This window comes from Bacillus cereus group sp. MYBK95-2 (assembly GCF_051915225.1).
Classification (GTDB): domain Bacteria; phylum Bacillota; class Bacilli; order Bacillales; family Bacillaceae_G; genus Bacillus_A; species Bacillus_A cereus.
The window spans coordinates 472588-495938 of sequence record NZ_JBQAEH010000003.1 but is presented as its reverse complement, the minus strand read 5'-3'; the positions used below and the strand labels follow the sequence as shown (position 1 = coordinate 495938).

Here is a 23351-nt window from a genome sequence, read left to right as displayed (position 1 = left end):
TTTATCTCCTTAACTTTATTTTGGCGGTTTGAATTAGCCATAATATAGGTAGGTATACATATATATATACAAAGCCAATTTGACCTGTCCAAGTATTTAATAAGTTAATTTTATTACGGTTATTCAAGAAAAATGATAAAACAAAGATGAACAGGATGATAACTGGCAAAACATATTTTTGCTTTATTCCCAGTGCCTCTTTTATACCACGACTTACTCCCCATAATGTAAAGGAAACATTGGGTAATATAAAAAAAGCCCAAACAGAAACAATAATGTATTCAAACCGCTCTATAAAGGGAAATTGTATAATTTTAATCATGCTTAAATATGCCCATATCGCGCTCGCTAGTTGTTTTTCACTAAAAAACGCAAGAGTTAAAATCATAAGGTATGTGTAGACAATAGTCGTTACTAAATTTGCATAGTGCGCATATTTTTGAGACGTTCTTGCCTTTTTAATAAATGGGTAGTATAACAATAACATTTCAAATCCAAAAAAACTAAACATATTTCCTTTCATTCCTTTCATAATTTCTAGGAATGAATGCTGTGCAATTGGAAATAAATTTTGGAAATCTGCATACTGCAAAGGATAAAAAAATGTGAAGATTAGAATGCTTGGGATAACGATTCCAAAGAAGCCGATTCCAGCAACTACACGAAATCCTCCAGTCACAATGTAATAACATAGACCCAAAAAAGCCCCTGCTATAATCCAAGATGAAATGGAAGGAAACATCCAAACATGTACTACTTCGATATAGGTATGTAGTGTTGTTGCACCTAACAATACAATATAAGATAAAAAAATGAAGTTGAACAATCCACCAATCCATTTTCCAAGTACGTCTTGATTGATTGCAATGATATCTCCATTACCCTGATTTAAAATCTGATATATAATCCAAATCATAAGATTAACAGATATTCCAAAAAGCAGCGTGCTAATCCACGCATCATTTCCAACTAATTTTGCACTAATCCTTTCAAAACCAAGCATACCAACCCCCATCTGTATAGTAATAATTAAAAAAAACACCATATATGGAGAGACTTGATACTCAATTGGGATCTGTTTCATAATGCTCCTCCCTGTTAATTTCAATCATCAAAATCATTTCGTGATTTGATTTTATTTTTCTCTACCTCTTCTGGATTAAAACGAAAACGCTGTTTAGATCTTGAAAAAATAGGACGTCGAAACATCGCTGAGATCGGCAAACGGATAATGCTGTCTTTCCAATCTGTAGGGCGTGTAGGATAAAAAGGAAACAAATAAGGACGTCTTAATGATTCTGTACGTAATAAACGTGCTAAAAGCAAAGAGCTTGTTAAAACAATTCCTAATAAACCCAACAGGTGTGCAGATATTATAAAAGGAAAACGAATTACTCGAATTGTATTACCAATTCGATATATTGGTGCTGTAAATGAGCTAAGCGCTGAAAGTGCAACAATAATAATAAGTACATTACTTGTAAGACTTGCCTCTACAGATGCCTGTCCAATTACAATACCACCTACTATACCGACAGTTAGACCCACTTTAGTTGGTAAACGTGCCCCCGCTTCTCTCAGTAATTCAATCGTTATTTCTAAAAAAAGCGCTTCAATTAATGGAGGAAAAGGTACTTTACTTCTCGATATGATTAACGTTTCAAGAAGTTCTTTTGGAATAAGCTCGTAATGATATGTTAAGATTGCAACATATAATGGAGTCGTTAAGACAGAAAACATAAAAGCAAAAAGCCTTAATAGACGAAAAAAAGAGGCAATAATCCAAGGCATGGTGTAATCTTCTGTCGTAGAAAAAAAGTCAATTAATGTTGTTGGAAGAGTGATCGCATAAGGTGAGCCATCTACAAAAAGTGCAATTTTCCCTTCTGCCAATACAGCTGCTACACGGTCTGGTCGTTCTGTATTCAAAAATTGAGGAAATATAGAATTCGGGTTGTCTGCAATTAACTGCATCAAATACGTGCTATCCAAAACGTGGTCTGTTTTTATTAGACTCACCCTTTTTATAATTTCTTGTAGATTTTGATCATTTACAATTCCCTCAATATATACAATCGCAACGGTTGTGTTAGATAGAGAGCCTACTTTCAATTCCTTCATTTGTAAATAAGGTGTTGGAAGCTTTCTACGTACTAAATTTAAGTTTACATCTAAATCTTCAACAAACGCGATTTGTGGACCCACGATATTGTATTCAATTTCAGCTTTTGTAATATCTCTTTTTTCTTTCTTTGCCACATTGATTAACAAGCCATTTAATTTATCTGTATCAAACTGAATAAGTATATAGCCGTTTAAAATACTATCCTGAATATCTTCCATTTGATTTGTTATTTTTGAATTTTCAAAGGGTAAGACAGACCGAATATCTTGTAATGAATCGAAGCTCTTCTCTTTTATATAAGTTAAAACCTCTTCATGAAATATATTTACATCGATTAAGGTTCTAAAATATGAAATGACTATAGAGGATTTGTTTGAAGCGATCTCCAACGTTATAAAATCTTTAGATTTTTTTAGTAATTGCATTAATTCCTGCAAAGATTTTATAGAGTGAACAGGTACTTTTTCATGTGGTTTCAATTGATAATACCCTTCCTTTCAAAAAGAACCTATATATAGTTTTTAGAAATTTCTATTTTAAAAATGAGGGATATTTATATGTGAATATGCTCCTTAAAAATAATGCCTTTTTAACTAACTTAACCAAAATTAGTTAAAAAATGTATTACAAGTAAAAATTTGAAATGCCCCCAAGAAAAATTACAATATTAAAAACATCCTTTCTTTTGGTTCTAAAGAAAGGATGTTTTTATAACAGGCTTTTTCAAGTGTCTATTCTATAGGGTACATTTACCAGTGTTCTTCTCTTTATTATTTCATTAAGTAACATTGGCATTACATTCTGTATGGTTTCTTAAAAAATTTCAGTAAGAGAATATCTTAATTTTGAAGTGTACAAATAGGGAGAGTGACTTCAACTGTAGTCCCCTTATTCATTTCACTCTTAATAAATATCTTTCCCTGATGTGTTTCAATGATTTTATAACAGATCATTAATCCTAAGCCAATCCCCTCTTCTTTAATACTATAAAAAGGTTCTCCGAGGTATGGTATACGTTCTTTTGGAATCCCACACCCTTGATCGATAAAACGAATGCTTACTTGATTATTATCAAGTATATTTATTTGAATCAGAATTTCTCCTCCCATCGGCATAGATTCAATTGCATTTTTTAATATATTAACAAATACTTGTTTTAATTGATTTCCTTCACATGAAATCAATGGAATACCAGGGTTAAGATCGATTCTAAATTTTATATTATGCATCATTGCTTGAGGTTGTAGTAGCATTAAAACTTGATCCATTAGCACACTAATGTTATTAGGTTGCATTTTTACTACCTGTGGTTTGGCTACCGCCATAAATTCAGTTGTTATGCTCTCTATACGCTCAATCTCTGATGATACTATATTAATATAACCCTGATTATTCTCATTTTCCGTTGATTTTAGTAATTGCATGAACCCTTTCATTGCAGTTAATGGATTATTAATCTCATGAGCCATTACAGTCGCTAATTGTCCTACAACAGCAAGTTTTTCAGATTTTCGTAATAATTCTTCTGTTTTTAGCCGTTCAGTGATATCACGAGAAATACTTAGAAAAACTTTTTTACCATTTAAGTTAAAAACACGAACACTAAACTCAGTTGTTATTACTTTTCCTGTTGGAAAAACATATTCATCTTGCAAAGTGAAGGAAGTTTGTCCTTTTTTAATTTTTTCTAATAACCTTACGATTATTTGAGAATCTTGTGGTACTATATTTGAAAATGATAATGAGAGCAACTCTTCTCTACTATATCCAAATCTTCTACACCCAACAGGGTTTACCTCAATAAATCGACTTGGAGCATTATCTTCATTCAGCTCTACTACATATACCGCATCAGTTGCTTGTTCGATTAGTGCACGGTACTTCATTTCACTATCTCTTAATTGCTGGTGTAATTGATGCCGTTCTCTTTCTGCTTGTTTTCTTTCAGAGATGTCTCTACATATTGCTGATAAAGCTATCACATTTCCTCTTACATCTAGTATAGGAGAAACTGTCAGACTGATATCAAGAAGACTCCCATCACTCCGTTGTCTAACAGTTTCTAATCTAGTAACCACCGATTCTCCTGTTAGAATTTTCTGAATATTTTTAAGCGATTCTTCCATTAAAAAATCTGGTACACAAGGTAATCTCTTACCTATGATTTCTTGTGATGACCACCCAAATATCTTTTCATAAGCTTTATTGGCTTGTAAAATATGCCCTTCTCGATCAGAAATGGTAATAGCATCTAGATTGTGCTTTATAAATGATTCCAATAATTCTTTGGTAGCGCTTAATTCTGATTCTACCTTTTTCCTTTCGGTTATATCAACTGTAGAACCAACAACTTCAATAACTTGTCCATTTCGTTTAATCGGCCTAAGCGCAATAAGAATAATAGTTTTATCATTTGGCCAAGGTAATTCAAATATAATTTCTTTTCCTTCCCATGCCTGAAGATAGTACTTCATCAATTGTGGAACTAAATGTGGAGGAACAATAGAAGCATCAATAGTACGTAAGCTTTTTCCTACCACCTGTTCAGAATAAAATCCGTTTTGATAATAAAACTGTCCATCACATAAAGTGTGTATAAAGTGCTTATCCACTTTTTTAAATTTAAAAATTCCTCCTTGAAGCTCATGTACGGTATCTGCAAGTTCTTGCTTCGATTTTTTTAATTCTCGATTCATTTTAGATAAGTCCTGTGTTAAATAATACAATCTCTGGTAGGCTTCCATAAGAAATAGCCCAATTAAAAGTCCTAACGCTATATATAATAAGCCTCCTGTGTAAAGTAATGTAGTATTAAATAATACGCCAACTAACCACTTTATTCCAATAAAAACAGAAAAATATAGCGATGCACTTTTAAAAGGATGTAGTTTTTTAAAATAAGTTTTAAAAGTAGAAAATAGAATCCCCATACCTAAATAAGCAATCACAGGAGGTTCCCAATACCCTCCAGTGTAAAAGATACGCATTACAATTATGCTAATTAACGTAATCCAACCAGCAATACGACCAAAGTAAATAAAAGATAGAATAAGAGGAACAACTCGAAGATCGTAGGAAAATCCCATGTATGGAAAAGAAAAGAACATTAACGTAACTGCAATAATCCCTCCATAGAGCTTTTCGAAATATCGACTAGAATTAATTGTAAACACTTGAATAAATATTGCTGCGCTAACTAATAAAGAAAAAATAGAAAGGTTGATGAAATAATCTTTAATAATCATGTAATGTCCCTCCTTGCATTAAGTGTATTCGACAAAAAAGCTAAAAATCCTACAAATTGTATAAACAGTTCAAATGCATAAATTTTAAACTAGAATAAAATCTGGAAAAGTAAATAAGGAGCACAGCAGATGAGATATTTTAATGAAAAATAGTTCAAAAAAGATAATAGTAACCGTTGACTACTATTATCTTTTTTCTTTAAGTTATCGTAATACGTATGAAACTCTAAGGGACGTGGTATGTCATTTCATCAAACAATAATTATATCCTGAGTCATGAATATAGAAATTTCAGCAGTAATTTTTGAAAAATAACATAAAAAACAAAACTATCTTTGAAAATGGAAAAAATCTATATGAATGTCAACTAATCTATGTACAAAAACGTTCACTTAATTTTGCATAAAATCACTCCACTTAGGAAGCTAAGTAATTCTTCAAGGTCGATAAGAACATCTGTAGATGCTTCAGGATAACTACATAATTGTATGGGTAATGTACTTGAAACCTTTCGGTAAAACCATACACATAATACAACTAACTCCTTGGTTCAATATTTACTTTTTCGCTGAACAAATTCTTTTTCTTGAGCAAAATATTCTAGGATATAAGGAGATTTTTCGATTAACTTGGTGTCTAGTTTATTCTCCAGCTCCAATTACTTCGTTACTTTCAGATTCAGTTCATTATATTTTGTACTTTGTCTTTATACACAACATATTCTTTACCATCCACTACTGCTACTACCGCAAATTCATCATTTGGATTGAATGAAAGCCAATCAGCCCACATGTTAGTATTAGCCCCTCCACTCCACATATTATGAACAGTGTTTTTCGTTAAATTCATAACTTTATAAGACGCATTTGGCGCATTTGTTCCAGTCTTTATTTCAAAAGTGTATGCGTTATGAATTTTTTTATAAAAGTAGAAAACGTTTGATGGACGAAGCTGATTCAAAAAATCCTGTTCTTTTTTCTCTGCAATTTTTATCCCTTCTTGCAAAGTGACAACATCTGTTTTTAATGTTTTCCAACTGTTTTTCGCTGCATTCAAGCTAGGGGTTAAGAATTTATATTTATTTTGATCAGCTTTTTGATCAGCTTTATCAATATGTCCCAGTACACCCGAATATTGAGAATCTAAATCCTCCCATTGCGTAGACATATAAGTAAGAGCAGTGATAGCACTATCAAGCATACTATGCATATCACTAATATTATGAAATGCAACTCCAACTACACGATTCAATGTTATTTTATAATCTACAGTCTGACGCAATTTTGCTAATTCAGGTTCTAGCCAACCTAACTTACCTCTTGCATCACCTATCATTATGCCACCAGCAATCAAGGTTGGAATAAAGGGGATTTTCACCATGTCTAACCCCTTAGATTCTATGTCTTTCTGATATTTTACTTGTCCTAAAAGGTCCTCTAGACGCTTTTGGTCCGCCTCCACATCAGCACCTTGGTTTTTTAAAATCGATTGCAATGTCTCTTTATGACTTCCAAATGTTCTAACATCTTCTCCAATAGCATTTTTTAATTGCATTAATTCTTCTATTAATGCTTTTGCAGACTTTTGATTTTGTTGAATTCCTCCCTGTAGATCTTTAATCCCTTTTTTTAAAGTATCTCCATTTCCAGTATTGATCGCCTCTACTAATGTTTCATAATGATTTTCAAATTTTGTATCGTATTCTATAATGCCTGTCAATGTATCAAAAAGTTGTTTTTTTACTTGTGTATTCCATGTAACAGCATGTGCTCTTGCATTCTTTTGATCTTGTACAATTTTACTAGGTAAATCTGCATTTCCATTAATAGTTATTCCTTCAAAACTCACATCTGGATTATTAATTAGCAAATAAGAGTATTCATTCATAGCTTTTGCAAATAAACCAGCATCTTGCAAAGCTTTTTTCATCTGTTCTTCATTTGCTGAAAGAGATATATTTTCAATGTTCGTTTGTTCAATTTCAATTGCAAAAGTTTCTATTGGTATGACTGCATAAGTAGTTGTTATAGTTATAAACGCTGATACAGCGAGTAGTTTATTAGGGATTTTTTTCATCATTTCGTATTCCTCCTATATAAGGTATGGTTTCAAGTTCTAATCTTATTAAAAAGCGATGTCTTTCAAAATGAGTTCTACATCTTTTATCAGTATCGTTTGAACTTTCTTTAGCAGCCTTCAAATCATTAAGTATTAAAGAAAATGTATATAATCTACTTCAAATTAACCGATTCTGTTGCAAATTTTAAAAAAGCAATTAAACTACAAGGTTATTTTTTATTCGAATCATACTTATATATAATTGAAAGGCGAAGTCTTTAATGAGACTCCGCCTTTCTGTTATATAAGGATTTATTAATTATTACTTTTCTGTTTAACAGTGTAATCATAGACTTGCTATGTTTTAGTTCACTTTACAACAGAATTAATATTTCCCTATTTTTGTGGAGTAACAGTTTCCACTTTTAATTCCTTTATTCCTTCTTTTAATGTAACAGCATCTGTTCGTAATGTTTTCCAACTGTCTTTCGCTGCATTTAAATTAGGTTTTAAGAATTTAAATTTATTTTGATCGGCTTTTTGAGCTGCATTCTCAATATGCCCTAGAACGCCCGAATATTGAGAATCTAAATCATGCCACTGCGTGGACATATAAGTAAGAGCGTTAATAGCATCATCAAGCGCCTTGTGCATTTCATTAATATTACTGTAAGCAACTCCAACTACACGATTTAAGGTTACTTTATAATCCACGGTCTGACGTAATTCTGCTAATAAAGGCTCTAACTTACCTAAATTATCCCTTGCTACTCCGACTATAATACCGCCAATTATTGGTAGACCCAAAATAGCACCCTTCATTACATTAAACCCATCAGATTCTAATTGTTTATAATAGTTTACTGATCCTAATACTTCTTCTAGACGCTTTTGATCGGCATCAACATCTGCACCTTGATTTTTTAAAATTGACTGCAAGAGCTCTTTATTACTTCCAAAAGCTCTAACATCATGTCCAATAGAGTCTCTTAATTTAGTTAATTCTTCTATTAGTTGTTGTGCATACTTTTGATTTTGTTGAATTTCACCTCGCAAATCTGTAATCCCTTCTTTTAAAGTTTCTCCATCCCCTGTATTAATCGCTTCTACCATTGTTTCATAATAATTGTCAAATGTTGTATCGTATTCAACAATACCATTCAATGTATCTAAAAGCTGTTTTTTTACTTTCGTATCCCAAGTAACAGCATGTGACCTTGCATTCTTTTGATCTTGTACGATTCTACCAGGTAAATCTACATATCCATTAATGGTAATTCCCTCAAAATTCACATCAGGATTCTTAATTAACATATAAGAATAGGCATTCATAGATTTTGCAAATAATCCAGCCTTTTGCAAGGTCTCTTTCATTCTCGCTTCATTTGCAGAAAGAGCCGTATCTCCATTGTTCGTTTGTTCAATTTCACTTGCAAAAGTTGTTACTGGTGAAACTACATTAGCAGTTGTAATAGTTAATAGCGTCGATACAGCGAGTAATTTATAAGGGATTTTTTTTATCATTTCATTTTCCTCCAATTTAGGTTTTATATTTCAGTTCTACTCCTGTTTAAAAGCAATATCTTTTGAAATGAATTCTGCATCTTTATGAATATCATTCCAACTTTCTTTAGCGGCTTTTAAATCATCTGGTATTAAAGAGAATTTGTGGTCTTGCATAGAATCGATATTATCCAGTAAATCTGTATAATTTGCGCCCATTGTATTCCATTGCTTTTGAATATTTGTTAGAGACAATATCGCTTGATCTACAGTCTGATATAAATATGCCAATGTTTCTTTCGCGTTAGTAAGCGAAAGAACTGCTTGATTAGCACGATCTGCTTTCATACTTAATTCTCCGATTTTGTTAGAAATTTCATTATAGGAGTCCATATGCTTAGATGCTGTGACACCAGCCGCTGTTCCTAAACCAATACCAGCTGCACCAAGAGCCGAGAGTCCACCAACAACAGCCGGTGTTGCTGTACCGCCAGTTACAACAATAACGACCGCTCCTCCAATAGCTGCAATAACTAAAATAGCTGCTCCCAATCCACCACCAATTGACCATGCTAATACATCATCAAAATGTTTTTTCTGAGTAGAACGAAGTTGCTCAATTTCAGCTTGAAGTTGTGGAATCGTTGCCTGTTGACCTGCTAATATTGCAGTTAATCCACCTTTCCCATCTGGACCACCAACATTATTTTTAAAATCTGTAGAATTTTGATATAGTTTCCCTTTGAAGTCTTGTAGCATCTTAATCACATCTGTAACTTCTTTTGAATTTGTATTGATTGTAGTAATTAAATCATTTATACCCTCTTTTAGACCTGCCTTATCTTTCTTTTGTACAGTTTCTACTAATGTGTCGTAATAATTTTGAAATTGTTCATCGTAATTTACAATATTACGAGCAGTTTTTTGAATCTGTGGCTTCGCTGTATCTAACCAGTAATTCGCATTGATTCGTGACAGCTCTTGATTAAGGTGAATATTTTTGAGCAACTCTCCCCCCTCTGAGCCTAAATCGATATTAGATAAATTTACATTTGGTTGCTTAATCATTGTTTTTGCGTATAAATCCATTACTAGAATATGAGACCCTGTTTCAGCTAATGCTTTCTTCAGTCCTTCGGGGCCTAATGCATAATTGCCTACTTTTTGTTCTTGAGCGGTCGTTTCTTGTGCAAATGCATGAATAGTGTTACCGGTAGTAGCAGTTATAACAGTTGCTAATGTAGCTAAAGTTAGTACTTTGAATGGAAATTTTTTCATGACTATTCTCCTTCTTTCGCTAAATGCTTATAATCTTTATGAATTCCTAAAAAACGCAATATTAAAATTTATATACTTGTTCTTCAAGGTAACTTATTACATTTTTTAATTGTCTTAATGTATCTTTTTGAGACTGCTCGCTAGTTGTATCAACATTAGTAGATAATTTTGTAATGCTATTTTTTATTAGATTTAAATCTTCTTTATAGCGCTTTAGTAGATCAAGTTCTACATCTATTTGATTTGCAAACGTATGCAAATCATTTTGTGTAAGAAGAAGCATTGATTTTTGTAAATCAGCTATTGATAATTTCGTTGTTAAATCATATATTTTTTGATTTTGTTTCTCTAAATCATCTAAATATGCTCGCTGTTCTGCTGTTAATTTATTTACTTCAGCAAAAACGCCAAATGTTTTCTTAATCTTTTCGGTATCAATGACCTTCATCAGGTCATACTCTTGTGTTTTTGCTGCGGCTGCGGCTGCTATTTCACCTTGTTTGCTTTTCTCAATTGCTTCACGAGCTGCTTTTTTTGCTGATTCAATCTCTAGAGCCGTTTTACCTTGCTCTGTTGCTTCTTGCACTGCTTTTTTCTCAGCTTCTAGAATAGAGTTGTTAATTTCTTTTCCTTTGTTATATGCTGCCACCCCTGCTTGCGCAGCTGGTTCAATAATTTCTTTTGAAAGACTATAAACTTCTTTGAATATAGCAAATCCCTGTTCATTTAAAGCCCCTGGTATTAATGCAATTTGCTGTAAATCATTTTGAATTGCTTTTTTTGTATTTAATATTTCATTTTTTAACTGATCTATTTTTCCTGTTCCATCTGTACTTAGTATGCCTTGCGCAGTTGCCACATTGGTATCAAAATCTTTTAATTTTTTATCAAGCTGTAATTTAAGATCTGTTAATTCATTGATTTGCCGTTGCGTATTTTCTTGATTCGTCATAGCCATTTCTTGAAGTACTTCAAGTCTATCCGAAAACCCTTCTCTATCTTCTTTATTGTCTACAAACGATTTTAATGTCGGGTAATAGCTATTAAATTTTGTTACAAATCCTTTGCTTTTTGAATTTAATAGAATTAACTGTGGATAGAGTTCCGATGACCATTCCTTCATATCTTGTTTGATTAGGAATTGATTTGTATTTAAAGCTGTGACTTCCTCTAACTGTACATTAGGACTCATTAAAGATTGATCAATATACGTTTGGATTAATTTAGATTGCGCACCTAATTTTCGTAATGAAGAGGAAATATCCATGCCTTCCTGTTGAGTTTCCGCTTGAACGATTGGTGTTGCGAGAGTATTGATAGGAATATTCCCTCCAGTTACAATGGATGTGACTAATAATCCTGTAATTATTTTAGTTTTCATTCCGTACACTCCTTTACCATTGTTTTTATAACTTAATTCATATAACTTGTACGACCTCTCTCTTTGTAAACTGGTTAAGAAGGAGAAATCTTTCAGATAGGATAATATCGTTATTTTTTACTTCTAATAGGATGTAAGGATTTTACTTACTTCTCACTTCGATACTTTATTTTTTCAAATATAAATAACAAAAATTTATTAACTATATTTGAATCAAGCACCCTATGAATAGTAAATGAGTAATTCTTCCCTAGAATTGCGGTTTAACTTACAGAACTGCGAGAATCAATAAACCAATGCTTACAGTTAATCTTGTCATAACATTGTTTAATTTAAATTTAATAATATTACTCTTAGTTTTATCAGCAAGCTCCTTACTAGACTACAAAAGGTGAAATTATACTGTACATCGCTTATACTTTTATTGCGGAATAACTTCACTTTTGTTATGCAGAAACTTAGAACAGGTTTATTACAAATTTGATTCTTGACCTCTTGTAAATAAATTGACTATTTATAAAATTATTAACGACATAATGTTACTTACAACTTCACTATAATTCCTATTAGCGTAACCTTATCCTTTCTGTCTGGTCATACCAGTTATGTTGTTCATTAAAACATTAAATTTTTAATGCGTAAATAGAAAAATTTTGTCGATTACGATCGATAATTTACTGTTAAATAAAAATATGAACCGAAAAAAATTATATAAATATAGTTATCCGTAAATTTCATTTCTGTAATTGTAATGATTACAAATTAATGTGTATACGGTTAAAAATAACTATTTTAGCTCAACCAAGAAATTTTATTTTAGAAAAAATACTTATAGAATAATATAATAGGTCTTTTTATACTTTTTTACCTTTATTTAGTTATGTATAATTGCATAAAATGTAGATATATTTAGTAATATATGTTATATTGTTGATTTTTTCACAAAACATCATAATATCATTATTAATAAATATTCAGTATGAAGATAGTAGTCTATAAACTTATCATCGTTATAAACATAGGTTTTAAATTACAAAAAAGCTGCAAAGCTTACTTGAAACACTTTGCAGCCTTCTGTCTTTTTGTTTTCTTTAGCAAAATAATGGTTAGTGTATTTTCATTTTTTGGGATACTTATACCCATGTTTAAGTCTTTACATTGAAGACAGCAGATAACAAGCTTATATTACTGTATATTTTTCACGGTACTGCCTAGGAGTCATACTAGTGATTTTTTTGAAAACTCTTATAAAATAACTTTGGTCATTAAAGTTAAGCCACGCACAGATATCTGATAACGAATAAGTAGTGAGTGTTAATAATTTTTTTGCTTCTTCCACTCTTTCCCTTTGAATATATTCGCTTAAAGTAATTCCCATTTCTTTTTTAAATAGTTTAGACAGATAAGTAGGCGTAATTTCTAAATGATTAGCAAGTTCATTCAGAGATATTCCATCGTAAACATTTTTATTAATATGTTTTATACATGTAGTAACCGCGTAAGAATACTTTTTTGCATTGTATTCTTTCACACGATCTGCAAAGGTACGTAAAGCGTCCCCTGACAATCGCTTTACAGATTCTACATTATCTAATTGTTCTAGGGTTTGTATATATAAAATACTATGGGCAAAAGCAATATCTGGTGGCAGGTTTCCTTCTATTGCATATCGAGTGGCTAAGGTAATCGCAATAATTCCAAGGTTTTTTTGATTCCTGAGCGGATCCTCTATTAGCATAAGTTCAACATCTTCTTGCGAAACCGCATACATATACTGTATTAACTTTTTTTTATTCCCTTCTTTAATAGTCGAAAAGAAATCATTTACTAATGCCATATTGTGCGTTTTAGGTTTGTTTTGTCGGCGTTTTAAAATATATAAATCAGGTTTCACATTTTTATTAGGAATTTCCTCTAGTACTTTATTTTTTTCCAAGACAATATCTACATCTAACTTTTCATTGAAAATCATGTAATGTAATAAAATTCCCATATCAATTAATGTAGTTTTTTTAATCTCAGATAAACACTGATAATAGGCAAGTCTTTCTTGAATGTTATCATTTGATTTAAATTCTTTCTGAAATTTTATGATCATATCATCTGAATCTTTTGGATGTATAGTAGGACCGATTATGATAGTCCCTTTAATATCATCATGATTTTCTATATGAATTAGAACAAAATTTTCAAGATAGTTGTTACTTCGGAAAAGTGGCAAGTTAAAGGGATCGTTTTCTTGATAAATATCAGTAAGATGTTCTTCTTTTGAAGAATAAAAAGGACTACAAACATTATCAGATGTAGAATGATATAAAATTTTTTTGTCTGCAGATAAAATATGTACAGGGGCATTAAATGCTTTATGTGCAAGATCACACAAGTGTTGTATATCGATAGAAGTATTCATTACATTCTCCTTTATAGATCCATAAAATATATTCTGTTATATATAATTCACGACAAATAATACTATAAAATATCAAATTAGTACAATTCACAACAAAATATTACTATATCTTTTTTATAAAAATCATATATTATTTAATTGTAGTTAGCATCTAAATATCAGAGTAGATAAGTAAAGTAAAGGAAATAAGCTAAGTTCTTTTCTTAATTCTACAAAATATAATTATTGAACTTGAGAAAATAGTGAAGTACTACAAAATACAGTGGTAGTCAATGCGAGGACCAAGCTGGAAAAAGATTTAAAATAAAGCGAAGTAACAGGAGATACTGTACCACCGCAAGAAATAACAGTCAAAGTTCCAATTCAATCCTTTCTACAAATTGAATTCAAAAAATAAATACTGCTAATTTACATGTGAAACTGAAAAACTATTTTCCTCCAAATTTTAGAAAAAGATAATAAAGAAGTTGTGAATTTGGAAACAGATGAAAGCGATACGGCTATTTTTGAAGCACTATGCTTTGAAAAGTACAAGATGGAGGAAATTCAAGTACTCAACTAAACATTTAATTGAGAGAAAGGTCTTTTCATCAACTAAAAATAAAAAAACGAATGGAATTTTCAAAAAAATGACACTATATTACTGGTCGCAACATTAGCTTACTTTCCACAAAAGAGGAAAATATATATAGACTTTACAAATACTAAAAATAGCAAACTAGATGATTTTAGTACCGCATCACATAAAGTGAAACTTTAATCAGTGGGGGTTTTGTTCATCCCCACTGATTATTAGCCCACACCAATCGGGCTTTTACGGGCAAATAGCGAGATAAACTTATTATTAATTTCCAAATACAATAGTTGTTAATCAACCAAAAACTTCAATAACCAAGGTGCACAGTAAATTGACATCAAAACAATTCTTACTACAATATCAAGTTTTGCTTATTCTATAAAAAAAGAAATATCACTTAAAAACTATTCCTTTATATCGATTTAGACATAAAACATTTTATTATATCGGCTTAAGTATTATGGAATTAAAATTGCAAATAACACCAAAACTCTTTAAAGGGTTCATACATCGCTCGTATCGAATTTATCACCTTTCGATACCTACGTCATTAACATAACTAAAAAACATCATTACAAAGGAATCTGAGAGGTTTTTTTCAATTTCGAAATTTATTTTTTTGTAAATTAAAGGAAAAATAATCCGTATATATACGGATTATTTTCTTAGTGTAGTCTGTATTGACCTGTTAACTGTTTTTCAGCCATTCGAACTAAGCGTTTTGTAATCTCTCCACCGATCCGAACCATTTGCAGATGATGTGATGTATCAGGTCCCAGTGTGACTCCTAGTTCAAAAGCAATTTCATACTTCATTTGCTCAATAGTACTTGTAGTAGCAGAAATAAGAATTTCATTTGTATCACTTTCGTATCTTTGAATATTTATAAATAACATGTGCCTAATTATGCTATTTATGCATGATCAACCTAATTTATTCCAGTATTTTTACAGGAACCCTTTCCCTCCCCTTATTCCACCAATTAAATTTGAAACACAAATGTACATTGCATTTCAATATAACAATAAAAGCTACAAAAGCAACGAATTTACTACTTTAAAGTTAAGTGTTTAACCTTGAAGTACTTAAATTCTTTTTTCCAGATAAAGCATACATTATATCTTGATGTTTTATTGTCCTCTTATAATTATGTGGTATCGGGAATTTTTTTCGGTATTCTTTCATTATAATTAAAGTTTGAAGTTCTATGCTCAATACTTTTGCGAGGATATGATAGTTATATCCATTGTTTAACAGAGAAATTATGTCATAAAACATAGTTTTTCCACCCACTAATTTTACTAATTTATTCTTTAACTCATCCCCCTTTTCTTTAGCTTTATCAATTTCTAACAACATAGATTTTTTATTTGTCTGCTTAATGTATTGAGTATACAACTCTGGGAATTCTTTTTGTACTTCTTTGTTTAATACTGGTCTATATTTAATCATATAAGTAACTTGTAACAAAGAGCGTTTTAACAAACTATCTTCAATGAGATACGCTACTTTATTAAATAAATGTACATATTCCTCAATATTGGAATAACTATTAAAATGAGCTAATACTCTACTTTTTATACTAAAAGCCTTGCCTACATAAATAATATTGTCATTATAGTCTTTAATGAAATAAATACCACTGTCAGATTTTTTCAATTTATTATCCAATTCTTCTATACTCATAAAATGCAATTCACTCATACTTCTCTCTCCTTAGCAGCGTTAAATCGTAAAAAACAAGCAAGGTTTCTAAAAAAGTACTTAGCTGCCCTAGCATCTCTTATTTTATCTCTTGCTAAATGTCAAAAAACTGTTTCTATGTTACTCAACTATCAATATGATTATTAATAAAATTTTCGATCGTTATTATCTCGCAATTTTATCATCTAATTTCGAGATCGTTTCCTCATTTAACTTACTGTATTTTATCGAATAAAGGAAATATACTACTACCCCAATAGTAATCCAAATACTAAAGTACACCCATGTCCTTAACGGTAAATTTAGCATTAAAAACACACAGCATACAATTGCAACGCATGGTAATACAGGTACAAAAGGTACCATAAATCCACGTTTTAAATTTGGATGTGATTTACGAAGGATAATAACTGATAGACAAACTAACGCAAACGTCACCAAACTACCGATATTAACTAAATTAACTAATTCTTTCAAATCAATAAACCCAGCTATTATAGAGCTCCCTATTCCTGCTAATCCAGTTATAAAAGTGGGTGCTCCAGTTTTCTTATTAACTTTCGCAAATGATTTCGGTAACAATCCATCACGACTCATTGCAAAGAATACTCGTGTTGCCGCATACATATTGGAAAAAATAACAGCCATAAGGCCAATTACAGCACCTGCAGCAATTGCACCAGCGACTTTTCCTTGTCCTACAACTTCCATTACATAAGCCATTGCCTCAGGAACATTTAATTCTTTATAGGAAACCATTCCTGTCATAACAAGGCATACCATAACATAAATAATTGTACATATGATTAATGATGCAATAATACCGATTGGAAGATTACGTTTCGGATCTTTTACTTCTTCTGCTGAAGTTGCTAATATATCAAAACCCGTAAAAGCGAATAAAATAGCTGCTCCACCCGTAAAAATTCCACTTAAACCGTATGGTGCAATTGGTATCCAGTTCATTGGTTTTACATAGAATATACCAACCGTAATAAACAACAAAATCATTCCAATTTTAATCAATACCATTATATTATTGATTCGTTTACTTTCTCTCGTACCACGAGATAACATCCATGCCAATATCAATGTAATAATTACTGCTGGTAGATTCACAATACCACCATGCGAAGGAATCGTTACTAGAGCTTTAGGTATCTCTAATCCAAATCCCTTTATTAAATTGTGGAAATAGCCTGTCCATCCAGCAGCGACAGCTGCTGTTGCCACGATATATATTAACAGCAATGACCAACCTACTAGATGAGCAACAAACTCACCAATTGTTGCATATGAGTACGTATATACACTACCAGACGCCGGGAGTGTAGAAGCAATTTCCGCGTAACATAATGCTATAAATCCACATATAATTGCTGCAAGTATAAATGAAAAAACAACTGCTGGACCAGCATTTGTTGCTGCTACTAATCCAGTTAACACAAGAACACCCGTTCCAACTATCGAGCCTACCCCTAACATAATTAAATCAAATGCTCCTAATGTTTTCGTTAAAGTCTTGCTTTGATTATGCTCTAACAATTGTGTAACGGATTTCTTTTTTAGTAAATTACTCATATTTTCTGTATCCCCTTTAAAATAAGGTTTGTTCTTCTCGTTAGTGTTGTATATAAATTTACTTAGTTATTAACTAGCCTCATAATATTTCTTTTACATTAAATAGATTTGAAATATTATATAAATTCGCTTCTCACTTACTAGTTAAACTAGACATTTCCATAGATTTTTGCGTACAACGTTTCATAGCTGAAATGATAGCTGTTCTTAAACCTTTTTCTTCTAGCGTTACTACAGCTTCTATCGTCGTTCCACTTGGAGAACAAACCATATCCTTCAATTCACCTGGATGTATTCCTGTTTCCAATACCATTTTTGCAGAACCTAATACAGCCTGAGCCGCAAATTTATAAGCTTGTTTTCTCGGCATACCGCCAAGTACAGCAGCATCTGCCATGGCTTCTATAAACATATACACATATGCTGGAGAAGAACCACTAATAGATGTAACAACATCCATTAGTTTTTCATTTATGACCTCCGTCTGGCCGAAAATATTAAATATGTTCAGTACCTCTTTTATATCTTTTTCTGTAACCATTTCATTAAAACATAACGCAGACATTCCTTCTCCAACAAGTGCCGGTGTATTAGGCATTACTCTAACAACCTTTAACTTTCTACCAAATTCATTCTCAGTGCTCTTAATACTTTTTCCTGCAGCAATAGTTACAACGATTACATCATTTTTTATTTGATCTTTTATTTGGTTAATTACCGATGAGTATAAATCTGGTTTGATTGATAAAATTAAAATGTCAGCACTGTTAGCGACTTCATTGTTGTTAGTAGTTATAGTTATGCCATATTCATTACTAGCATTTTTTAAATTAATGACGTTTAAATCTGAACAAATTATTTGATCTGGAGAAACTATATTTTTTTTTATCATCCCACCTATCATAGCAATACCCATGTTTCCACATCCGATGAATCCTATTTGTTTATTCATAATAATTTGCTCTTGCTCCTTCTACTCTAAATTTTATTGATTTTGAAATTATTATTCTAAATAAGGGCTATTACAATTACTTGGTTTATCAATAGAATTTCAAAATTCTCCTTCCTATATAGAGCTTACATATACCTCTAATAACTTCTTTGCTTTCGCTGAATTTTGAGGTGGGGGTCTTGCTGCCCGGCAAATAGCGGGATAAAATCATTTCTTTAATCTATAATAAGAAGGACATAAAAAAACAAAAAGTTACAAAAATTTTCAAATTAAAATTTTTGTAACTTTTTGTTTTGATGCAAATATAATTTCAATTAAGGTATCTCACCGTTTTAAACTTGACGCTCCATAATCTTGTATAGTTACATTTATATGATATTTAATCGGTACCTTACTAAATGTTTGATCCCAATTTTTTTTGACTTTCTCCCATGTTCTCGGGTGTTTAATTCTTAATTGGTTGCCAAAACCCGCAATATCGACTTGGTATTCTTTTTGTATTTTTTTTGTAACATGATGTACTAAGTGCTTTACTTCTTTTTCAATAGCTTTTTCTTCCCTTTTTAAAAATTCATTTTCAAAATCTTTTCCTGATTGTATCCAATTTTCAGACAAACGCCCTTCTGATTCAATGTTTACATCAAAGGAAATATTATTTCCGTTAACATGTGGTATGATTTTGCTTTTTATTGACTTTATTTCGTATATAATGAGTTTCTTTGATTCTTTATCAAAAGTTTTTACCACACCACCATTCCTTTTTCCGTTTATCCATACTACTCCTTCCAATTCCTGTTCATTTAAAAAGCCCATCAACTTTTTTGTCTTTCCTTTAATTACAGCAGCTCCTGCAAATTTTGTTTCTCCTTTTATCGAGATTACATTTTGCAAAAGAAAACTGGACCCTGACCGCATCTTTCCTTCCAATTTAGCGAGCGATACAGGAGGTAAAATCCTTGTTGTTCTATTTCTATTATCTGCAATTCCAGACAAACGAAATGCTGGGATTTCTCCTTTTTTGTTTGATTCCAGTACCTCCTTCGCTAGACCCTTGCTAATTAAGAGCATACAGCTAAGCCGAACTTCATTGTCACGGAGATACTGTTCAAGTAATTGTTCTAAACTGTATGTACGTACAAGACTATCACTAATAACAATGTTTTTTAAATGTGGGCTGAACATTGTGCTCTCTCTTTTCAATGAAAACTCACGAACAATTTGATGAATGGAATCACCGGTCTCAGAAACATTTATATAACGTTTTTGTTGTCCATTTCCTTTACTTTGTGCTTGCGAACTAACAATTTGATAAGTAGCTGTTATAAGATTTCTTTTAGGATAACCTCCTTCCTCATCCTCTTTCTCAATTGTTGAATCCTTCCCTTTATCTAGTGCTATACCTGCAGTTAAACTCAACTCTTCTACTTCTTTACTGCTCCAACATCCTGTTAAAAATAGAAGCAAAAGCGTCCATAACAAAGCCAAATAGAACCGCATATAATTAAATTTATGTTTCACACTACTCCTCCTTTTAATCGCGTAATAATAAGAAGAAGCAGTGGTAGTAAACCAAATAAAAATAATGCAAAATTACCGAGCATATCCCCCAATTTAAGCAAGTCATTTATATTTTTCGAAGTCATAGCAATGATGTAAATGATTGGAATCAAAGCAAAAATAAACGGATGAATACTCTTTTTAAAGAGTTGCGCTAATCCTAATGCAGCTGCATAATAACTAATCGTATAGGTAGCAAATATTTGCATAATCCATATTACAAGCAGTAAAGATTCAAAACGTTCAAATATCAAACCAGAAATTTCAAAACTGCGCATAAGGTCAATTGTCGGCCATGTTCTTGTTACAACCCCATCAATTGATAATGCACCAATGACCATTACAACAGTTATTACATAAAAGATTAACGGAATAGAAATTCCAACTAGAATAGCTTTTACTGCTTTCTTTCGTTGTTCCATAAATACCAAAAGAATTAACATAATTTCAGGACCTGTATATGCGAGAGACGTTGTTTTTATCCCATCTAACACTGGTTTAATTCCCAAACCTAATACGGGACGGAGATTATCTATCTCGAATATTCCGATACTCATAAAGGAAATGATTAAAAAAATAAAAACAGTAATAGGAAATATTATTTCAAACATCCGTGCAATTGAATTAATACCACCCATAATCAAATAGAGACCTATCCACATAAAAGGCATAACAATAGCCCATGTGGGGGTTCCTTCGAGCAAAAAAAAGCTTATTACTTCTGCCATTGAACGAATTTGAAATGCTGAAGTTGTAAGAAAATACCCTATAATAAGAGAACTAAGCAATCTGCCTATCCATTTCCCTACAATATCTTGACTGTATTGGTAAAATGTTTTTTCTGGAAACTGCTGACTTAATTTGACCATAATTACTCCTGAAACCATTGCGAGTATCCCACCTAATATCACACTTAACCATACATCTGGTGTTTTCACTTTTTCCACAGATGCTCTGGGCAAAGTAAGAATTCCTGTCCCAAGTATGTAATTTACAATAATAACAACTGCTTGTGAAGTTGTTATTCGGTCTTTAGGTATAGTAATCATTGAAGGCCACTTCCTTTCGTCATCAGCTACCTTTTGCGGATAGTTTTTTTGGTATGCATTATTTTCGGTCGACGTCTCATTATTTTTAATGGCATGCGAACCATAAAATCTTTCCAGTCACTGAATCGATATGGAACAGCAGGGCTGGTATAAGGAACGCCAAAACTTTTCAGTTTCACTAAATGACTGCAAAGTAAAAGAAAGAAGAGAATAACTCCATACAAGCCAAATATCGCAGCACAAAACATAGCTACAAAACGAAGAATGCGTAACGTAATTCCCACACTATATTGCGGAATAGTAAAAGAAGAAATAGCTGTTACCGCAACAACAATAACCATTATTGGACTAACAATTCCTGCTTCTACGGCAGCCTGACCAATTATTAAACCGCCCACAATTCCCATTGCCGGTCCAATCGGTTTAGGCAGACGTAAACCTGCTTCTCGTAAAACTTCGATAGCTATTTCCATAATTAACGCTTCTATTAAAGCGGGAAAAGGAACTCCTTCTCGCGATCCGATAATAGAAATAGCGAGCTTAGTGGGAATTAATCCTGGATGAAATGAAATGAAAGAAATATACAGTGCTGGAGCAAATAATGAAACAAAAGCTGTCATGAAGCGTAATAAGCGGAGAAGTGTACCAGGAAGCCACCTTTCATAATAATCTTCTGGTGATTGCAGCAGCATGCTAAATGTAACTGGAGCAATTAAAACAAATGGTGTTCCATCTAACAAAATAGCTACTCGACCTTCCATCAAAGCACTAATAACACGATCAGGTCGTTCTGTATTTTGAATCTGCGGAAAAGGACTGAGATAATTATCTTCAATAAGTTGCTCTATATAACCAGATTCGAGTACACTGTCTATGTCAATTTTCTGAATTCTGTTTTTTATTTCATCCACCAATTCTGTACTAGCAAGATCTTTAATAAATGCGACAACTAACTCTTTCTTTGCACGTTCTCCTACTGGTAGCTTTACTAATGATAAGCTCTCATCCGCACAGTGTCGTCGCAAAAGTGAGGTATTATCACTTAATACTTCAGTAAAACCGACCCGTGGCCCTCTGACTAATGCCTCCGATACTGGTTCTTCAATGTTTCGTTTATTTGCTTTTGTTGTACCAAGAATAAACACATCTGCTAAACCATCAATTAAAAGAGCTGTTGAACCTATCAATACTTTGGGTATTAAATCTTTTATGTAATGGACTTCTGCTACTTCACTAATTGTAAGAACTTTATTTTTAATATATTCTTTTGAAACAGTCCCCTCCACATAAGAAGATTCATTTTTATATTCATCAGAAAAATCATCCATTAGTAATTTCATAATATGTTTGTCAATTATCTCTTTATCTGATAGACCATCAACAAAAACGATCCCAGCCTGAATATCTGTGCGTCCAATATTAAACTTCCGAAAGCGAACATCAGAATTATGTCCGATTTGTTGCTTTATAAGTTCTAAGTTAGAGGCAAAATCATTTGTGAAATGAACGTTTGCATTTTGAGATGGTTTATGCTCTTGTTTCGTTTTACTTTGAATATTATTTTTTTTCACTTGTTTGTCTCTTGACTTCCACCAACTCATTCTTCCCACTCTTTCTCTGACATACGAACCCAATGAAAAAATCTTGAGATAGTATACGGAATTAAAAACAAGATAAACGCTTGTACAAAGACTTTCCAATCTGGAAGATAAGAAGTAATTATGTTCCACATTTTTATCACCCAATTTATATACTCTGCTAGGATTGAGATTTCTAAAAAACGATATGTACTTAATAAAAAATAACGATAAGATTAAAGAGCAGAAAAGCGAGACATTATGCTTATTTAGTACCAATAACCTAATTAGTATAAAAACATTTCTGACCTAAAATACCATTTCCAATTATAATTTGTTAAATATTATCTCCTT

17 protein-coding genes and 1 pseudogene are annotated in these 23351 nt (G+C 31.9%); 1 reads left to right on the top strand and 17 read right to left on the bottom strand.

Annotated elements, in window-relative coordinates; genetic code table 11:
- Nucleotide 1 precedes the first annotated feature (1 nt).
- The 9 genes and pseudogenes from ACTFN4_RS13860 to ACTFN4_RS13820 all read right to left on the bottom strand — a co-directional run bounded on the left by ACTFN4_RS13860 (nt 2) and on the right by ACTFN4_RS13820 (nt 14000).
- A complete protein-coding gene (locus tag ACTFN4_RS13860; RefSeq protein ID WP_000809697.1) occupies nt 2–1084 on the bottom strand; it encodes a GerAB/ArcD/ProY family transporter in 1083 nt (360 codons plus the stop codon).
- Nucleotides 1085–1104: 20 nt separating this feature from the next.
- Nucleotides 1105–2604 (bottom strand): spore germination protein, encoded by a 1500-nt coding sequence (locus ACTFN4_RS13855; RefSeq protein ID WP_000802295.1) that lies wholly within the window; start codon nt 2602–2604, stop codon nt 1105–1107.
- A gap of 360 nt (nt 2605–2964) precedes the next feature.
- Nucleotides 2965–5370 (bottom strand): PAS domain S-box protein, encoded by a 2406-nt coding sequence (locus tag ACTFN4_RS13850; RefSeq protein WP_417052404.1) that lies wholly within the window; start codon nt 5368–5370, stop codon nt 2965–2967.
- Nucleotides 5371–5800: 430 nt separating this feature from the next.
- A pseudogene (locus ACTFN4_RS13845) lies at nt 5801–6028 on the bottom strand (hypothetical protein); the annotation flags it as partial.
- A 20-nt stretch (nt 6029–6048) separates the two neighbouring features.
- On the bottom strand, nt 6049–7449 hold the full coding sequence (gene hblB, locus ACTFN4_RS13840) for a hemolysin BL regulatory component HblB (protein ID WP_086693075.1): 1401 nt from the start codon (nt 7447–7449) through the stop codon (nt 6049–6051).
- A gap of 375 nt (nt 7450–7824) precedes the next feature.
- The gene (gene hblA / locus ACTFN4_RS13835; protein ID WP_000591975.1) at nt 7825–8952 is read right to left on the bottom strand and encodes a hemolysin BL binding component B; all 1128 of its coding nucleotides are present in this window, start codon (nt 8950–8952) and stop codon (nt 7825–7827) included.
- Nucleotides 8953–8988: 36 nt separating this feature from the next.
- The gene (hblD, locus tag ACTFN4_RS13830) at nt 8989–10209 is read right to left on the bottom strand and encodes a hemolytic enterotoxin HBL lytic component L1 (RefSeq protein ID WP_000714435.1); all 1221 of its coding nucleotides are present in this window, start codon (nt 10207–10209) and stop codon (nt 8989–8991) included.
- A gap of 61 nt (nt 10210–10270) precedes the next feature.
- Nucleotides 10271–11590: a hemolytic enterotoxin HBL lytic component L2 gene (gene hblC / locus ACTFN4_RS13825; protein WP_000850151.1), complete on the bottom strand. Its 1320-nt coding sequence runs from the start codon at nt 11588–11590 to the stop codon at nt 10271–10273.
- A gap of 1180 nt (nt 11591–12770) precedes the next feature.
- Entirely contained in the window at nt 12771–14000 is a 1230-nt protein-coding gene (locus ACTFN4_RS13820) for a helix-turn-helix domain-containing protein (protein WP_001097903.1), read from the bottom strand.
- A 430-nt stretch (nt 14001–14430) separates the two neighbouring features.
- Here ACTFN4_RS13820 and ACTFN4_RS13815 point away from each other — a divergent pair, with 430 nt between their 5' ends.
- On the top strand, nt 14431–14562 hold the full coding sequence (locus ACTFN4_RS13815) for a peptidase (RefSeq protein WP_076876078.1): 132 nt from the start codon (nt 14431–14433) through the stop codon (nt 14560–14562).
- Between the two features lie 680 nt (nt 14563–15242).
- On the opposite strand, the gene ACTFN4_RS13810 is transcribed toward ACTFN4_RS13815, so the two are convergent.
- From ACTFN4_RS13810 to ACTFN4_RS13775, 8 genes are all read right to left on the bottom strand, one after another.
- Nucleotides 15243–15473, bottom strand: coding sequence for an alpha/beta-type small acid-soluble spore protein (locus ACTFN4_RS13810; RefSeq protein WP_000897399.1), 231 nt, complete (start codon nt 15471–15473; stop codon nt 15243–15245).
- Between the two features lie 166 nt (nt 15474–15639).
- A complete protein-coding gene (locus tag ACTFN4_RS13805; protein ID WP_001292165.1) occupies nt 15640–16281 on the bottom strand; it encodes an excinuclease ABC subunit C in 642 nt (213 codons plus the stop codon).
- Nucleotides 16282–16446: 165 nt separating this feature from the next.
- Nucleotides 16447–17862 (bottom strand): amino acid permease, encoded by a 1416-nt coding sequence (locus ACTFN4_RS13800; RefSeq protein ID WP_439962453.1) that lies wholly within the window; start codon nt 17860–17862, stop codon nt 16447–16449.
- Nucleotides 17863–17995: 133 nt separating this feature from the next.
- Nucleotides 17996–18814, bottom strand: coding sequence for a pyrroline-5-carboxylate reductase (gene proC, locus ACTFN4_RS13795; protein WP_001041291.1), 819 nt, complete (start codon nt 18812–18814; stop codon nt 17996–17998).
- A 324-nt stretch (nt 18815–19138) separates the two neighbouring features.
- On the bottom strand, nt 19139–20332 hold the full coding sequence (locus tag ACTFN4_RS13790; RefSeq protein ID WP_000680795.1) for a Ger(x)C family spore germination protein: 1194 nt from the start codon (nt 20330–20332) through the stop codon (nt 19139–19141).
- Nucleotides 20329–21420 carry a spore germination protein gene (locus ACTFN4_RS13785; RefSeq protein ID WP_439962452.1) on the bottom strand — a complete coding sequence of 364 codons (1092 nt, stop codon included), beginning with the start codon at nt 21418–21420 and terminating at the stop codon, nt 20329–20331. The genes ACTFN4_RS13790 and ACTFN4_RS13785 overlap by 4 nt, the downstream gene beginning before the upstream one ends.
- Before the next feature lie 26 nt (nt 21421–21446).
- The gene (locus ACTFN4_RS13780; protein WP_135811528.1) at nt 21447–23021 is read right to left on the bottom strand and encodes a spore germination protein; all 1575 of its coding nucleotides are present in this window, start codon (nt 23019–23021) and stop codon (nt 21447–21449) included.
- Nucleotides 23018–23152 (bottom strand): hypothetical protein, encoded by a 135-nt coding sequence (locus ACTFN4_RS13775; protein WP_000267088.1) that lies wholly within the window; start codon nt 23150–23152, stop codon nt 23018–23020. The genes ACTFN4_RS13780 and ACTFN4_RS13775 overlap by 4 nt, the downstream gene beginning before the upstream one ends.
- Between the last annotated feature and the right edge of the window lie 199 nt (nt 23153–23351).

What these genes read in the sequence shown, in the direction of transcription:
- ACTFN4_RS13860 (WP_000809697.1), bottom strand. Translation starts at nt 1,084, where the DNA reads ATGAAACAGATCCCAATTGAGTATCAAGTCTCTCCATATATGGTGTTT.
- ACTFN4_RS13850 (WP_417052404.1), bottom strand. Translation starts at nt 5,370, where the DNA reads ATGATTATTAAAGATTATTTCATCAACCTTTCTATTTTTTCTTTATTA.
- hblB (WP_086693075.1), bottom strand. Translation starts at nt 7,449, where the DNA reads ATGATGAAAAAAATCCCTAATAAACTACTCGCTGTATCAGCGTTTATA.
- hblA (WP_000591975.1), bottom strand. Translation starts at nt 8,952, where the DNA reads ATGATAAAAAAAATCCCTTATAAATTACTCGCTGTATCGACGCTATTA.
- hblD (WP_000714435.1), bottom strand. Translation starts at nt 10,209, where the DNA reads ATGAAAAAATTTCCATTCAAAGTACTAACTTTAGCTACATTAGCAACT.
- hblC (WP_000850151.1), bottom strand. Translation starts at nt 11,590, where the DNA reads ATGAAAACTAAAATAATTACAGGATTATTAGTCACATCCATTGTAACT.
- ACTFN4_RS13820 (WP_001097903.1), bottom strand. Translation starts at nt 14,000, where the DNA reads ATGAATACTTCTATCGATATACAACACTTGTGTGATCTTGCACATAAA.
- ACTFN4_RS13810 (WP_000897399.1), bottom strand. Translation starts at nt 15,473, where the DNA reads ATGTTATTTATAAATATTCAAAGATACGAAAGTGATACAAATGAAATT.
- ACTFN4_RS13805 (WP_001292165.1), bottom strand. Translation starts at nt 16,281, where the DNA reads ATGAGTGAATTGCATTTTATGAGTATAGAAGAATTGGATAATAAATTG.
- ACTFN4_RS13800 (WP_439962453.1), bottom strand. Translation starts at nt 17,862, where the DNA reads ATGAGTAATTTACTAAAAAAGAAATCCGTTACACAATTGTTAGAGCAT.
- proC (WP_001041291.1), bottom strand. Translation starts at nt 18,814, where the DNA reads ATGAATAAACAAATAGGATTCATCGGATGTGGAAACATGGGTATTGCT.
- ACTFN4_RS13785 (WP_439962452.1), bottom strand. Translation starts at nt 21,420, where the DNA reads ATGATTACTATACCTAAAGACCGAATAACAACTTCACAAGCAGTTGTT.
- ACTFN4_RS13780 (WP_135811528.1), bottom strand. Translation starts at nt 23,021, where the DNA reads ATGAGTTGGTGGAAGTCAAGAGACAAACAAGTGAAAAAAAATAATATT.
- ACTFN4_RS13775 (WP_000267088.1), bottom strand. Translation starts at nt 23,152, where the DNA reads ATGTGGAACATAATTACTTCTTATCTTCCAGATTGGAAAGTCTTTGTA.